Source organism: Thioclava pacifica DSM 10166, assembly GCF_000714535.1.
In the GTDB taxonomy this organism is placed as follows: domain Bacteria; phylum Pseudomonadota; class Alphaproteobacteria; order Rhodobacterales; family Rhodobacteraceae; genus Thioclava; species Thioclava pacifica.
In genome coordinates, this window is record NZ_AUND01000039.1 from 69,271 (window position 1) to 82,835 (window position 13,565).

The 13,565-nt window shown below is 64.8% G+C and carries 13 protein-coding genes and 1 tRNA gene; 7 read left to right on the forward strand and 7 right to left on the reverse strand.

The window, feature by feature from the left end; all coding sequences use genetic code 11:
• Positions 1-12: 12 nt before the first annotated feature.
• Positions 13-414 carry a hypothetical protein gene (locus tag TP2_RS15280; RefSeq protein WP_038079294.1) on the reverse strand — a complete coding sequence of 134 codons (402 nt, stop codon included), beginning with the start codon at positions 412-414 and terminating at the stop codon, positions 13-15.
• A 26-nt stretch (positions 415-440) separates the two neighbouring features.
• Positions 441-1,643: a pyridoxal phosphate-dependent aminotransferase gene (locus tag TP2_RS15285; protein ID WP_038079296.1), complete on the reverse strand. Its 1,203-nt coding sequence runs from the start codon at positions 1,641-1,643 to the stop codon at positions 441-443.
• A gap of 81 nt (positions 1,644-1,724) precedes the next feature.
• Between TP2_RS15285 and TP2_RS15290 the strand changes: the two genes are divergently transcribed.
• The 5 genes from TP2_RS15290 (at position 1,725) to TP2_RS15310 (ending at position 4,672) form a co-directional block, all read left to right on the forward strand.
• On the forward strand, positions 1,725-2,105 hold the full coding sequence (locus TP2_RS15290) for a helix-turn-helix domain-containing protein (protein ID WP_038079298.1): 381 nt from the start codon (positions 1,725-1,727) through the stop codon (positions 2,103-2,105).
• Positions 2,102-2,377, forward strand: coding sequence for an FAD assembly factor SdhE (locus TP2_RS15295; protein ID WP_038079301.1), 276 nt, complete (start codon positions 2,102-2,104; stop codon positions 2,375-2,377). Before TP2_RS15290 ends, TP2_RS15295 begins: the two co-directional genes overlap by 4 nt.
• Before the next feature lie 117 nt (positions 2,378-2,494).
• Positions 2,495-3,004 carry a MarR family winged helix-turn-helix transcriptional regulator gene (locus tag TP2_RS15300; RefSeq protein WP_084714363.1) on the forward strand — a complete coding sequence of 170 codons (510 nt, stop codon included), beginning with the start codon at positions 2,495-2,497 and terminating at the stop codon, positions 3,002-3,004.
• 108 nt (positions 3,005-3,112) lie between these two features.
• A complete protein-coding gene (locus TP2_RS15305; RefSeq protein WP_038079302.1) occupies positions 3,113-4,273 on the forward strand; it encodes a serine hydrolase domain-containing protein in 1,161 nt (386 codons plus the stop codon).
• Between the two features lie 15 nt (positions 4,274-4,288).
• Positions 4,289-4,672: a DUF2237 family protein gene (locus tag TP2_RS15310; protein WP_038079304.1), complete on the forward strand. Its 384-nt coding sequence runs from the start codon at positions 4,289-4,291 to the stop codon at positions 4,670-4,672.
• 27 nt (positions 4,673-4,699) lie between these two features.
• Here TP2_RS15310 and epmA read toward each other — a convergent pair whose 3' ends face one another.
• Complete coding sequence (epmA, locus tag TP2_RS15315; protein ID WP_038079305.1) at positions 4,700-5,734, reverse strand: EF-P lysine aminoacylase EpmA; 1,035 nt, start codon at positions 5,732-5,734, stop codon at positions 4,700-4,702.
• Positions 5,735-5,832: 98 nt separating this feature from the next.
• On the opposite strand from epmA, the gene efp reads away from it, so the two are divergent.
• On the forward strand, positions 5,833-6,402 hold the full coding sequence (efp, locus tag TP2_RS15320; RefSeq protein WP_038079306.1) for an elongation factor P: 570 nt from the start codon (positions 5,833-5,835) through the stop codon (positions 6,400-6,402).
• Positions 6,403-6,473: 71 nt separating this feature from the next.
• On the opposite strand, the gene selD is transcribed toward efp, so the two are convergent.
• On the reverse strand, positions 6,474-8,639 hold the full coding sequence (gene selD / locus TP2_RS15325) for a selenide, water dikinase SelD (RefSeq protein ID WP_038079308.1): 2,166 nt from the start codon (positions 8,637-8,639) through the stop codon (positions 6,474-6,476).
• 138 nt (positions 8,640-8,777) lie between these two features.
• Here selD and TP2_RS15330 point away from each other — a divergent pair.
• A tRNA-Met gene (locus tag TP2_RS15330) sits at positions 8,778-8,854 on the forward strand.
• An 86-nt stretch (positions 8,855-8,940) separates the two neighbouring features.
• On the opposite strand, the gene TP2_RS15335 is transcribed toward TP2_RS15330, so the two are convergent.
• The 3 genes from TP2_RS15335 to TP2_RS15345 all read right to left on the reverse strand — a co-directional run bounded on the left by TP2_RS15335 (position 8,941) and on the right by TP2_RS15345 (position 13,517).
• Entirely contained in the window at positions 8,941-10,764 is a 1,824-nt protein-coding gene (locus TP2_RS15335) for an OmpA family protein (RefSeq protein WP_051692713.1), read from the reverse strand.
• A gap of 161 nt (positions 10,765-10,925) precedes the next feature.
• The gene (locus tag TP2_RS15340) at positions 10,926-12,212 is read right to left on the reverse strand and encodes an NAD(P)/FAD-dependent oxidoreductase (protein ID WP_038079313.1); all 1,287 of its coding nucleotides are present in this window, start codon (positions 12,210-12,212) and stop codon (positions 10,926-10,928) included.
• Positions 12,213-12,428: 216 nt separating this feature from the next.
• Positions 12,429-13,517, reverse strand: coding sequence for a BMP family ABC transporter substrate-binding protein (locus TP2_RS15345; RefSeq protein WP_038079319.1), 1,089 nt, complete (start codon positions 13,515-13,517; stop codon positions 12,429-12,431).
• Positions 13,518-13,565: the final 48 nt, after the last annotated feature.

Sequence of the window (13,565 nt, forward strand, 5' to 3'; positions counted from 1 at the left end):
GATGTCTCCGAGTCAGTCGTCTGCACCCAGCCTCTCGGCTTTCTTGCGTACGAGCACCGTGCGCAGATCATGCATCGTCAGCAAAAGCGTGTCGGTGATCTCTTCAAGCTGGGCATCGCTCGCCTTGGACTGCGCCCATTGCGTCACGAGGTTCAGGTGGTCGATCGCGCGCAGGATGTCATCGGTATCGCGCCGGGCCAGAACCTCGCGACGATGCGCGATCCAGGCGTCGATCTCGGCGCGGTCCGCGGCCGAGAGTTCACGATCGCCCTGCGGCTTGATCTCGCCATTGCGGATATTGACGTTGGCGATGGGGTCCATCTCGATCCGGCGCTGACGGTTCTCGGTATCGACGCGAAACACCGTCGCGCCGTTTTCCTTCACCCGGAAATAATACTCCGGCAGATCACCCATTCACCAACCTCCCGGGCCGTTCGGCCTCAAGTCAGCCCTTCGCAGAAAGCCTTGATGCGCGTGCAGGCTTCGGTGAGGGCCGTGTCCGAAGTAGCGTAGCTGATGCGGAAATTCGGTGAAAGCCCGAAGGCTGCGCCAAACACCACGGCGACGCCGTTTTCCTCGAGAAGGGCGGTGGCGAAATCCTCGTCCGTCGCGATCTTGCGCCCACCGGCCGAGGTCTTTCCGATGCAATCGGCGATCGAAGGATAGACATAGAAGGCGCCTTCAGGGGTGGGGCAGGTGATGCCGGGGCAGGCGTTGAGGCCCGCAACCACCAGGTCGCGGCGGCGTTTGAACGCTTCGCGCGAGGTGGCGATGTAATCCTGCGGGCCGTTGAGCGCCTCGACGGCGGCCCATTGCGAGATCGAACAGGGGTTCGAGGTGGATTGCGATTGCACCTTGCGCATCGCCCCGATCAGCTCTTTCGGGCCTGCCGCATAGCCGATCCGCCAGCCGGTCATCGCATAGGCTTTCGATACGCCGTTCACGGTCAGCGTGCGGTCATAGAGGCCGGGCTCGACCTGAGCGGGGGTGGTGAACTCGAACCCGTCGAAAACGAGGTGCTCATACATGTCATCGGTCATCACCCAGACATGCGGGTGGCGCATCAGAACATCGGTCAGCGCCTTCAGCTCGGCGCGGGAATAGGCCGCACCGGACGGGTTCGAGGGCGAGTTGAAGAGAAACCACTTGGTCTTGGGCGTGATCGCGGCCTCCAGCGCCTCGGGGCTGATCTTGTAGCCGGTCGCGGGCTCGCCCTCGACGAAGACAGGCGTGCCACCGCCGATCAGCACCATGTCGGGATAGCTTACCCAATAGGGCGTCGGGATGATCACCTCGTCGCCGGGGTTCAGCGTCGCCATCAGCGCGTTGAAAAGCACCTGTTTGCCACCCGAGGAGACCGAAACCTGCGCGGGCTCGTAAGAAAGACCGTTCTCGCGGGCGAACTTGTCACAGATCGCCTGTTTGAGTTCGGCGATGCCGTCGACGGCGGTGTATTTCGTGCGCCCGGCGTCAATCGCTGCCTTGGCAGCCGCCTTGATATTGTCGGGGGTATCGAAATCGGGTTCACCGGCTGACAGGCCGATCACGTCGCGCCCCTGGGCCTTCAGCTCGGCCACCTTTCCGGTCATCGCCACGGTGGGCGAGGGTTTCACGCGGGCAAGAGTGTCGGAAAGGAATGCCATCGGGTCGCCTCCGATTTGTAACTTGGTCCCCGACCTCTTAGGCTTGGGCCAACAGGCATTCAAGCGAAAGCGGAGGAAACCATGGCCGAAGACTGGTATGGCGAGGCGAGCGCGACCTTCGGGGATCGACTGGCTGGCGCGCGCGAAGCGGCGGGGCTGAGCCAGGAGGAGCTGGCAAAACGTCTGGGCGTGCGCCTGGAGACGCTGGTTGCCTGGGAGGACGATGTGGCCGAGCCGCGGGCGAACCGGCTGCAGATGCTCTCGGGGATGCTCAACGTCACGCTGATGTGGCTCCTGACCGGAGAGGGCGAGGGGCTTGACGGCCCGCCCGATCAGGTGGCAGAGGCGCAGCAGGAGCGCGCTCTGGTGCGCGAGATCCGCGAGGTGCGGGCCGGGCTCGAAGAGCTCGACGCGCGGTTGGGCCGGCTCGAGAAGCGGCTGATGGCAGGAGAGGATGCATGAGCGAAACGCGCGAGGCACGGCTGAAACGGATGCGGATGCGCAGCTGGCGCCGCGGGATCAAGGAGATGGACCTGATCCTCGGGCCTTACGCCGATGCGCGCCTGTCTGATCTCGACCCGTCCACGCTCGACCTCTACGACCAGCTGCTCGAGGAGAACGATCAGGATCTCTACCCGTGGGTTTCCGGCGCGCAGCCTTGCCCGCCGCACTATCTCGGCCTGCTGACCGAAATCGGCCAGTTCGCCCGAGAGCGCCATATCACCAAGAACTGAGAGCCGGTCGCGTCGCTTTCGTGACGAATTTGCGTAAAGCCGGGGTGGCTTAACGTTATATTTTCCATTTCCCGCCAAGGTCGCCTGTCAGGGGCAGCGAAACTGGCGGAGAATGAAATGACCGTGCAGAAATCTGCAAGCGACATGATGCCCGCGCCGGCGACGCCGGGGCTGATGGCAGGATATCTGGACAGCCTTTCGCTGCTGGAGCGGCTTCATCGGCTGCTTCTGGATGTGATCAAGGACGAGTTCGAGCGGCTGGGCATCCTCGAGATCAACCCGGTGCAGGCGTTGTTGCTGTTCAACGTGGGCGAGAACGAGGTGACCGCGGGGGAACTGAAATCACGCGGCTATTACCAGGGCTCGAACGTGTCCTACAATCTCAAGAAACTGGTCGAGACCGGCTACATGCACCATCAACGCTGCGAGATCGACCGGCGCTCGGTACGGGTGCGGCTGACCGCGAAAGGGTGCGATCTGCGCGAGAAGGTGGCGGGCCTTTTCGAGCGGCACGCCTCGGGCATGGAGACGCGCGGGGTCATCACTTTCGAGGCGATGGAGGAGATGAACCACACGCTGCGCCGGATGGAGCGCTACTGGACCGACCAGATCCGCTATATCTACTGAGCCCGCGCGTTCAGGACTTGCCCCAATGACAGAGAGGTGACGCCCCGTAGCCCTTGATAGGACGCGGAGCGCGTGCTTCCCTTTCCCGCGACGAAAGGGAGGCATCGCATGAAGGGGCTGGCACGCTGGGCAGTACGGGCAGGCATGGCGGCGGCGCTGCCGATCGCGGGGCTGGCCTGGTGGAAACGCGACGAGATCGCGCGGCTGCGCGAGGTGAACCGCCTCTTTGAGCCCGACCGGATCGTGACGAATTTCTCCAACATGCCGGCGCTGTTTCATTCGCGGGTCATCGACCGCGGAGACGGCCCCGTCTCGGACCTGCCGTGTGGAGAAGATGACGGGCTGCCGGCCGGGGTCGGCGACTGGATCGACCGGCGTTCGGTGACGGCGCTGGTGAAGCTGCGCCACGGCCAGATCACCCATGAGAGCTATTTCCTCGGCACCAAACCAGAGGATCTGCGGATCTCCTGGTCGATGGCCAAGAGCTTTCTCTCCGCGACGTTCGGCATCCTGCACCATCAGGGCGTTATTCCCGACCTCGACGCGCCGCTCACCCGGTTCGTGCCGGACCTTGAAGGAACGGCCTATGACGGGGTGTCGATCCGCGATGCGCTGATGATGTCCTCAGGGGTGGCCTTCAACGAGGATTACCTGGATTTTCATTCCGATATCAACAAGATGGGCCGGGTTCTGGCGATGGGGCGGTCGATGAACGCCTTCGCCGCCTCGCTCAAGACCCGCGAGGCCGAGCCGGGCGCGCGGATGCTCTATGTCTCGATCGACACGCATGTTCTGGGCATGGTGATCGCGGGCGCGACCGGGGCGGATCCGGCCGAGGTGATGGGCGAAGTGCTGATCGCGCCAATGGGCCTGGAGGCTTCGCCGGTGATGCTCACCGATGGCAAGGGCGTCAGTTTCGTGCTGGGCGGGCTGAACCTGCGCACCCGCGATTACGCACGCTTCGGCCAGATGTTCCTGCAAAAGGGCTTCTGGAACGGTCGCCAGATCGTCCCCGAGGACTGGGTCGCGCAATCGACCGCGCTTCAGGCGCCCAAGGGCGAAGGCTATGGCTACCAATGGTGGGTGCCGGTCGACACGGCCGAACATGGCGGCGATTATTTCGCCCGCGGCATCTACGGCCAACACATCTATATCAGCCCCGCCCATGACGTGGTCGTCGCGATCAACGCCGCCGACCGGCTTTTCAAACAGGAAGGCGTGGAAGAGGAAAACCTTGCCATGTTGCGTCGCATCGCCGAAATTTCCTGAAAAGGGGGTGCGCGTATGCAGATGTACGAGGCGGTGAACGTACTGGGGGGTACCTTGCAGCCCTGTTCGCTCCGGCCCCGCACCGGGTTCTTCCGCGATGGCAGCTGCAATACCTGCTGGGAGGATTCGGGCTCTCACACGGTCTGCGCAATCATGACGGCCGAATTTCTCGCTTGGTCGAAATATGTCGGCAATGACTTGTCGACCCCGCGCCCGTTCCACGATTTCCCCGGCCTGAAACCCGGCGATCGCTGGTGCCTATGCGCGGCGCGCTTTCTCGAGGCGGTCGAAGAGGGCTGCGCGCCCAAGGTGATGCTCGCCTCGACCCATCGTGATGCGCTGGGCATCGTGCCGATGGCGGTGCTCGTGGCCCATGCGGCGGAGCGCAAGGAACGCTAGGGCCGCGGGCTCAGGCCCGGGTAGAGTTCACTCTGCGCCCACCGGTACCCAGAGCACGTCCTCGATCTTCGGCGCGCCGGTGGCGAGCATCACGAGCCGGTCGAAGCCAAGCGCGATGCCGGAGGCGTCGGGCATGATCTCGAGGGCGGCAAGGAAATCCTCGTCGATCGGGTAGCGCTCGCCGTAGAGCTGCTCCTTGAGATCCATGTCGGCCTCGAAGCGGCGGCGCTGCTCGGCGGCGTCGGTCAGCTCGCCAAAGCCATTCGCCAATTCCACCCCGCAAGCGTAAAGCTCGAACCGCTCGGCCACGCGGGCGTCATCCGGGGCAGGGCGGGCGAGCGCGGCCTCGGCCAGCGGGTAGCGGTCGAGGATGGTCGCGCGACCGTGGCCCAGATGGGGCTCGACCAATGCCACGAGCAGTTTCGAGACCATGTCCGACCAGCTGTCATCCTCGGCAACCGGGAACCCCGTCGCCGCGCATTGGGCGCGCAGCGCCTCCGCGTCGGTCTTTGCCCCGTCGCAGGTGGCGAGCAGGTCGATCCCGGCATGGCGTTCGAAGGCCTCGGCCACCGAAAGCCGCTCGGGCGCCGCGAAAGGATTGCATTCGGCCGCGCCATAGCGCAGCACCGATGCCCCCGCAGCCTCTGCCGCGAGCCGCAGCATGGCCGCGCAATCTTCCATCAGAACGGTGTAATCCTCGCCCGCGCGATACCATTCGAGCATCGTGAACTCGGGCGAATGGCGCTTGCCCGCCTCACGGTTGCGCCAGACATGGGCGAAAGCCGCGATGCGCGGCTCGCCCGCCGCCAGCAGCTTTTTCATCGCGAATTCGGGCGAGGTGTGCAGATACATCCGCCGCGCCTGCCCGTCATTGCCGATCAGATCAGTTGCGAAGGCATGCAGATGCGCCTCGTTGCCGGGCGAGACCTGCAGCGCGCAGGGATCGACCTCGACGAAATCCTGCGCGGCCAGCCAGTTCCGGATCGCCGCCTGAATGCGGTTGCGCCCCAGAAGCGCGGGGCGGCGGTCGGCGTGGCGTTCGGGGCTCCAGAACGGGGGCATGGCTAAGCCTTTCAGGCTGGAAATCGGGGCGCAAATGGTTTAGGCGACCTGCAACCCGGGCGCCAGAGCCCGTTTTCCAATCCGTTCAAGGAAACGCAATGGTCAAAGTCATCGCCTCTTCGGTCCGCAAGGGCAACGTGCTCGAAATCGACGAACGTCTCTATGTCGTGCTTTCGGCGCAGAACATCCATCCCGGCAAGGGCACGCCCGTCACCCAGGTCGACATGCGCCGTATCTCGGATGGCACGAAGGTTTCGGAGCGCTGGCGCACCACCGAGCAGGTCGAGCGCGCCCATGTCGATGACAGCGAATATGATTTTCTCTATGAGGATGGCGAAGGCTATCACTTCATGGAGCCCAACACCTACGAGCAGATCGCCGTCCCGGAAGACGTGATCGGTGACGCGAAGGTGTTCCTGCGCGACGGGCTGCGGGTGTATCTCAAGACCTTCCAGGGCGCCGCGATCGCGATCGAACTGCCGCAGAAAGTGACCGTCGAGGTTGAGGAAACCGAGCCGGTGGTGAAGGGCCAGACGGCTTCGTCGAGCTACAAACCCTCGATCTGCACCGGCGGGATCCGCGTGATGGTGCCGCCGCATATCGGTGTGGGCACCCGCATCGTGATCAACACCGAAGACAGCTCTTACGTGGAGCGCGCGAAGGACTGATCCTTTGTGAGGTTTCGGACTCGGAAAAGGCGCCTTGCGGGGCGCCTTTTTCTTTGCCGGTATGGGACGGGTCAGCGTGCGCGCAGAAAGGCGGGCCCCGCGGCGATCACCCCGATCCGCGCGGCGCGGTAGCCAGCGGCTCTGAGCGCGCTCAGAACTTCTTCCGCGTTTGCCTCAGGCACCGTGGCCAGCAAGCCGCCCGAGGTTTGCGGGTCGTAGAGCAGATCCGTACGCGGCCCCGGCGGAGCGGTCATCCGGCCCGCGCAATTGGCGATGTTCTGGGGCAGGAGCGTCGAGTGTTCACCCGCCGCGGCCAACGCTTCGGCGCCATCGAGCAACGGGATCGCGGCCAAATCGAGCTCGGCGGAGACTTGTGACGCCTCACAGAGCCCCAGCAAGTGCCCGGCGAGCCCGAAGCCCGTGATATCGGTCATCGCGCTTGCCACGGGGGTGAGGATCGCGGACGCGGCAGCGGAGCTTTGCGACATGCTTGCCAGCGCGCCTGCGACCGCATCTCCGGGCGCGTGTTTGGCCATCTCGGCGGCGAGGATCACGCCGGTGCCAAGCGGCTTGGTCAGGATCAGAACCTCGCCCGGATGCGCGCCGTCCTGCCCAAGCGCGCGATCGGTCAGCCCGGTCACCGTGAAGCCGAGCGTCAGTTCCGCCCCCATAGAGGTATGCCCGCCGACCAGATCGCAGCCTGCCTCGCGGAAGGCTTTCGATGCCGCGCCGAGCATCTCGCGCAGCGCCCGTGCACCCAGTTCCTCGGACTGGCGGGGCAGGGTGACCTGCGCCAGAGCCGCCTGCGGTGCCGCGCCCATTGCCCAGGCGTCGCTCATCGCGTGCAGGGCGACGATCCGGCCCAGCATCCAGGGGTCTTCGGTGAAGGCGCGGACGTGATCGGTGGTGAAGACCTGGCTTTGGGCACCGCATGACAGCACCGCCGCATCGTCGCCCGCACCGCTCAGGACATCGGCCCGTGCAGGGGCGGGCAGATCAGCCAGAGCATCACGCAGCGCCTGACCGCCGAGCTTCGCGCCGCAGCCGCCGCACATCGGCTTGGTACCCAGAACCTCCTCGATCCCCTGCGCGCGTTCTGGCGGCAGCGCAGGCGCTGGCATCGCGGGCAGATCGTGGACCTTTTCCATGAATTTCAGGTCGATGCGGTTCTTCCAGCGCCAGAGCCATTTGCCGTCGAGCGGCAGCCCCCATTTGTCGGCGACGGCATGTTTGCCCCCGACCGAGATCAGCTTCAGGTAATCGCGTTGCGGCTGGTAATCCTGCATCGCCCCGCCCGAGACGGCCGCGCGCAGATTGGCGAAAAGCGGCTTGGCCTCGCGCACCGCATAGACGCCCGCCTTCGGGCGCGGCGCGTGGCTGAGATGGGCGATATCTCCGGCGGCGAAAATCGCGGGATCCGAGCTTTGCAGCGTCGGGCCGACGGTGACGAAGCCATCGGTCAGATCGAGCCCGGTTTCCGTCAGCCAGTCTGCGGGCTTCGTGGCTCCGGTGCCGATGATGAAATCGGCCTCGGCTTCGCGCCCGCCTTCGAGCCGCAGTTTGCCTGCCTCGGCCCCGCTCAGCGCCGCCCCGGTTTCGATCGTGACGCCCAGCCGCGCGCAATGGCGCAGCATGGCGTTGCGCGCTCCGGTGCCAAGCGCGCGCAGCGCCTCGGGTGCGGCCTCGTAAACGGTGACTTTGGCTTGCGGCAGGCGGTGCGCGCAGGCCAGCGCCAGCTCGACACCGGCCACACCGCCGCCCACCACGGCCACGCGCGGGCTCTCGGGCGGGGCGCTCGCGAACGCCTCCCAGGCATCGGCAAAGGCATCAAGCGGCTTGGCTGGCGTCACATGATCGAGAAAGCCCGGCAATTGCGGCATCTCGGCGGTGATCCCGATATCGATCGAGGCCACATCATAGGCGATTGGCGCGCGTCCCGGCACTTCGATCAGTTTGCGCGCCCGGTCAATGCCCACAGCCCGCCCCAGAACCAGCCGCGCGCCTGCATGCCGTGCGAGCTTCACCAGATCGAGCTGCAATTCCTCGCGGGCATAATGGCCTGCGACATGGCCCGGCAGCATCCCCGAATAGGCGGCGCTGGGCAGCGGGTTGATCACCGTCAGACGCACGCCCGGCAGAGGTTTCATCCCCCACATCCGCAGCACCAGAGCGTGCGAATGCCCGCCTCCGATCAGGACGATGTCGCGGGTCAGCGGCAGGTTAGGGGCGGCGTGCATGATCTCTCCTCTTCCCCTCATGCCTAGCCGCTGCGCGCCGCTTCGCCAATTCCCATTCTGTCGCAGTGGCGCGCTTGCGATTTTTCGACGAAAACGCCCTTGACGGGACCGGACAGTTTTCTTAGTTAGCGCCGCAGTGGCTAGGTAGCTCAGCTGGTTAGAGCACACGACTCATAATCGTGGGGTCGGGGGTTCAAGTCCCCCCCTCGCCACCAACTTCCCCCTCCTTGGGGAAAATACGAAAAAGGGCGCCTGTCAGGGCGCCCTTTTCTTTTGCGATTTCAAGCTCTGCGGCGCGACCTCAGTTCGAGGCCATCCGCAGCAGGTCGGTGATGCGACGCACGACGGCGCGGCGGTTTTCCTCGGAGGGGCCTTCGGTCGGCACCTTGAGATATTGCTCGCCATAGCCCTGCACCACGAGATTCTCGGCCGGAACGCCGAAATACTCGCTCAGCGCCAGTGCCACGGTTTCCGCGCGGCGGTCCGAGAGCGCGAGGTTGTAGGCGGCATTGCCCACCGCATCGGTGTGACCCTCGATCAGGAACAGCTCGCGCGGGTCTTCGGCGATGCGCTGCTGGATCGCCTGACCAAGCGCAGAGAGCGCGCGGGCCTGATCGGGCTGGATCGCGGCCGAGCCGGTCTCGAAGGTGATGTTCTCGACCGTCACCGCCGGGGCGAGATCGCGGACCTGCTCGATGTTGCGCACCTGCGAGAGGGTGAAGGCGCGGTTGGTGTCGCTTTGACGCGCGAGCGCCTCACGCAGGGCCGCCTCGTTGCTCGAGCTGATCGTGGCGACAGGCTGAGCCTTTGGCAGGGTCGTCACATCGACCGGCTCTGCTCCGCGCGCATCGTCGATCAGCAGATATTGCGTGCCGTCGGGCTGGATCAGCGTGCGTTTCAGGATCCGGCGCTGCGCGTCATAGATCGTCACGATCTGCGAGCCGTCCTCTTTCGTCACGATGGTGCGCGAGGAGCCGTCCGCGAAATCCTGCGTGCGGATCGTCGAGCCGGGCTGACGCAGCAGGGCGTTGTCATCCTTGACCAGCGCGTAGGAGCCATCGGGGTTTTGCACCACGACCCGGTCGCCCGAATTCACGGCCACTTTCGAGCCGTTGTTCAGCAGCGCGCCGACTGCGAGGGCCCCGAGCCCCGCAAGCGCGGCGGTCTCGAGCGGGCTCACCCGGTCCTTTTTCTTCTTCTTCGTGTCGCTGTCCGTGGCCTGAGCCGTGGGCGTGGCGGTCACCTTGGTCGAGAAATCTTCCGAGGCGCTGCGCGCGGTCTCCTTGGTTACGGTTTCCTCGGTGCTCGCGGTCTCGTCGATCGGAACATCGGCGGGGGCGGCGAGCGCCTGGTTTTCGACCGGCGCGCCTTCGGCGGCACTTTCCTGATCCGCGATCGCCTGTTCGAGCACTTTCGCCTCTTCCGGCGCGATGAACTTGGCCGAAGTCTCGTTCGGATCGGTCTCGCTGGCCTGCGGCGTGGCTTGCGCCTCGGTCTGGGCCGTGGCTTCGCCGGAGGCATCCGTTTCGGGCGTGATCGTCTTCGCCTCGGCGGTCGGTTGCGCCTCGGGCGCGGTGCCGCCTTCGACCGTGGCCTTGGCCGTCGCATCGGCAGAGGCCTCGGGCGCGGGGGCGGGTTCCGCCGTGGCGCTGTCGGAGGGCGCTTGTTCGGCCGGAGGCGTTGCGCCCTCGATTGCCGCTTTCGCGGCCTGATCGGCCTGCGGATCGGTCATCGGGGCGGGGTCGGCCGGAGCCATCGTCTCGGGTGCGGGCTGTGCCGTTTCATTGGCAGTCTCGCCCCCGGCAGGGGGGACAATTTTTGCCGGGTCCGCAGGCGCGGATCCGTCGACCGCGTCGGCCGCATCGACCGCGGCGGAGCCTTCGACCGGCGCGGCGCCCTCGACGGACTGCGCAGCATCGGATGCGGCCTCGGGCGTATCCTTGGCTGCCTTGGCTTGTTCCTTGCAGCTCTTGCGAGCCTCTTTCGCGGTTTTGCCCGCGGCGATTTCCTGCGCGATGCAAGCGGCGCTATCGGCCGGCTCGGCGAGGCCCGCAACGGGCACGATCGCGGGGGTGAGTGCGGCAAGACCGGCGATCAGCGCGGTCGTCGTTCTCAAGCGGTTCATAACTTCTCCCTTCGTCGCGGCATCAGGCCGCGTGTCGGGGGAGAGAACGCCTCACGCGGGCGTGTGTTCCCGAACTCCGCGGCGATGAGCGGAAAACGGCAAAGGGGCGGACCCGCAGGCCCGCCCCTTGATCACTTGCAAACCCGAGGGTTCGTCGCGGTTCAGTTGGTCTTCTTGACCGCCTTGAGCTTGTCGATGCCCAGCATCTTCATCGCGGTCTTCTCGTAGAAGGGCTCCGAGGTACCTTTGCGCAGCTTGCGCATGAAGTATTTCTCGAAACCGATCTTGGCGAGGTGGACCCACTTGCCCTGGCTCGACCAGTTCACATTGCGCGGCGGCAGCTGCGGCTGGGCGACGAAAGCGATACCCGAATCCCCGAAATCGGCGAGACAGATGGCGTTCCAGGTGCCGGTTTCATCGGGCTCGATGCCGCGCACGATGTTGCCGAGGTTATGCGCGGTGGCGGTGACCATCGACTCGATCATGAAGCCGGTCTTCGGCACGCCGACGGGCACCGGGGTCGGGCCCATGGGCGGGATTGCGATGCCGACGCCGATCCCGAAGACGTTCTGGTATTTCGGGTTGCGCTGGTGCTTGTCGACGATGACGAAGCCGCGCGGGTTCACGAGGCCCTCGATGCCCATCACGGCGGGGATGCCGCGGAAGGGCGGCAGCATCATCGAGTATTTGAACGGCATCTCGTGGGTCGCCTTGACCGAACCGTCATCGGCGATTTCCTCGACATGCATCACACCGTCTTCGACCTTCTTCACGCGGCTCGAGGTCATCCACTTCATGTGCTTCTCGCGCATCGCGGATTCCAGAAGGCCCTTGGTGTCGCCGACGCCGTCGAGGCCGAGATGGCCGACGTAAGGTTCAGAGGTCACGAAGGTGATCGGAACCTGATCGCGGATCTTGGCGCGACGCAGCGCGGTGTCGAGGATGAAGGCGAACTCATAGGCCGGGCCGAAGCAGGACGCACCCTGCACGGCGCCCACGATGATCGGGCCGGGGTTTTCGCAGAAGCGTTTGAACGCGGTGCCGGCATCTTCGGCGTGATCGACGTGGCAGACCGAATGGGTGAAGCCATCGGGACCCAGGCCCTCGATCTCGTCGAAGGCCAGTTCCGGGCCGGTGGCGAGAATGATGTAGTCGTAGGAGACCTCGCGGCCGTCTTCCAGCTCGACCTTGTTGTCATCGGGATGCAGGCGCTTTGCCGCGACCGGGATGAAGTTGATGTTCTTCTTCTTCATCGTCGGTTCGAGATCGACGGTGATGTCCTTGCGATCGCGCCAGCCGACGGCGACCCAGGGGTTCGAGGGCACGAAGTGATACTTCGGGTCCTTGGTGATGACGGTAATCTCGTCGTCCTTGCGGACCTGGTCACGCAACTCATAAGCCATGATGGCGCCGCCAAGGCCAGCACCGAGCACCACGATATGTGCCATTTACTTCCTCCCGTTCCCCGGTCGTCAATTTCTATTGACCCATTCGTTAGATGCAAATGTTTGAATGTGTCAAGCTGACCGGCCCTGTAATTCTTGCGCTGAATTCGCCTTTTGGACAAGTCTGACGGTAACGTGAAGCGAACACCTTCGTTTGAAACAATGTGAAAAGGGCCGGCGCTGGGCCGGCCCTTTACGGATTCGTCACTCTGGCGGCGCTTATTTGGGCGCTTCAGCGGTGATGCCTTCCACATAGAAGGTCATGGAATGGAGCTGCTCGTCGGTCGCCATCTCGCCATCGGCGAGGAAGGCCGAGCCGTCCTGCTTGTTGAGCGGACCGGTGAAGGGGTGCACCTTGCCCGAGCCGATATCGTCCTTGAGCTGGAGCGCCTCGGCCTTCACCTCGGCCGGAACGGCATCCGAGATTTCGCCGATCTCGACCATGCCGGTGTCGATGCCACCCCAGGTCGCTTCCGAAGCCCAGCTGCCGTCCATCATCGCACCCGCACGCTTGACGTAATAGGGCGCCCAGTTGTCGATGGTCGAGGACACGCGCGGCATCGGCGCGAAGGACGACATGTCCGAGGCCTGGCCGAAGGTGATGACGTTGCCGGCTTCCTGCGCTTTCGCTTGCGGGGCGGTCGAGTCGGTGTGCTGGAGCAGCACGTCCACGCCATCGGCGATGAGGGCTGCGGCCGCGTCGGCTTCTTTCGCCGGGTCGAACCAGGTATAGGCCCAGACCACTTTCATCTCGATGTCCGGGTTGACCTTCTTCGCGGCGAGGAAGGCCGCGTTGATGCCCTGATAGACTTCCGGGATCGGGAAGGAGGCGATGTAGCCGATCTTGTTGGTCTTGGTCATGCGACCGCCGATCGTGCCCTGAATGGCGCGGCCCTGGAAGAACTTCGCATCATAGGTGGCGACGTTGTCGGCGCGCTTGTAACCGGTGGCGTGCTCGAATTTCACGTCGGGGAATTTCTTCGCCACGTTCATCACGGCATCCATGAAGCCAAACGAGGTCGCGAAGATCAGCTTGTTGCCTTCCAGGGCAAGCTGGGTCAGCGCGCGCTCGGCATCGGGGCCTTCGGGAACGTTCTCGATGAACGAGGTCTGGACCTTGTCGCCATAGGCTTCCTCGATCGCCTTGCGGCCCTGATCGTGCTGGTACGACCAGCCCATGTCGCCCACCGGGCCGACATAGATGAAGCCGATCTTCAGCGGCTCGTCGGCGGCGAAGGCAGGCAGGCTGCCCGCACCTGCGACAACGGCTGTCGCAGCGGTGGTTTTCAGAAAGGATCTGCGGTTCATCGCGTAACTCCCAAGTAGTTGTGCCCTCTTGCGGGGCTTGGATGGATG

Excerpts from the sequence above, each read along its gene's own strand:
- TP2_RS15280 (WP_038079294.1), bottom strand. The coding sequence starts at position 414 with ATGGGTGATCTGCCGGAGTATTATTTCCGGGTGAAGGAAAACGGCGCG.
- TP2_RS15285 (WP_038079296.1), bottom strand. The coding sequence starts at position 1,643 with ATGGCATTCCTTTCCGACACTCTTGCCCGCGTGAAACCCTCGCCCACC.
- TP2_RS15290 (WP_038079298.1), top strand. The coding sequence starts at position 1,725 with ATGGCCGAAGACTGGTATGGCGAGGCGAGCGCGACCTTCGGGGATCGA.
- TP2_RS15295 (WP_038079301.1), top strand. The coding sequence starts at position 2,102 with ATGAGCGAAACGCGCGAGGCACGGCTGAAACGGATGCGGATGCGCAGC.
- TP2_RS15300 (WP_084714363.1), top strand. The coding sequence starts at position 2,495 with ATGACCGTGCAGAAATCTGCAAGCGACATGATGCCCGCGCCGGCGACG.
- TP2_RS15305 (WP_038079302.1), top strand. The coding sequence starts at position 3,113 with ATGAAGGGGCTGGCACGCTGGGCAGTACGGGCAGGCATGGCGGCGGCG.
- TP2_RS15310 (WP_038079304.1), top strand. The coding sequence starts at position 4,289 with ATGCAGATGTACGAGGCGGTGAACGTACTGGGGGGTACCTTGCAGCCC.
- epmA (WP_038079305.1), bottom strand. The coding sequence starts at position 5,734 with ATGCCCCCGTTCTGGAGCCCCGAACGCCACGCCGACCGCCGCCCCGCG.
- efp (WP_038079306.1), top strand. The coding sequence starts at position 5,833 with ATGGTCAAAGTCATCGCCTCTTCGGTCCGCAAGGGCAACGTGCTCGAA.
- selD (WP_038079308.1), bottom strand. The coding sequence starts at position 8,639 with ATGCACGCCGCCCCTAACCTGCCGCTGACCCGCGACATCGTCCTGATC.
- TP2_RS15335 (WP_051692713.1), bottom strand. The coding sequence starts at position 10,764 with ATGAACCGCTTGAGAACGACGACCGCGCTGATCGCCGGTCTTGCCGCA.
- TP2_RS15340 (WP_038079313.1), bottom strand. The coding sequence starts at position 12,212 with ATGGCACATATCGTGGTGCTCGGTGCTGGCCTTGGCGGCGCCATCATG.
- TP2_RS15345 (WP_038079319.1), bottom strand. The coding sequence starts at position 13,517 with ATGAACCGCAGATCCTTTCTGAAAACCACCGCTGCGACAGCCGTTGTC.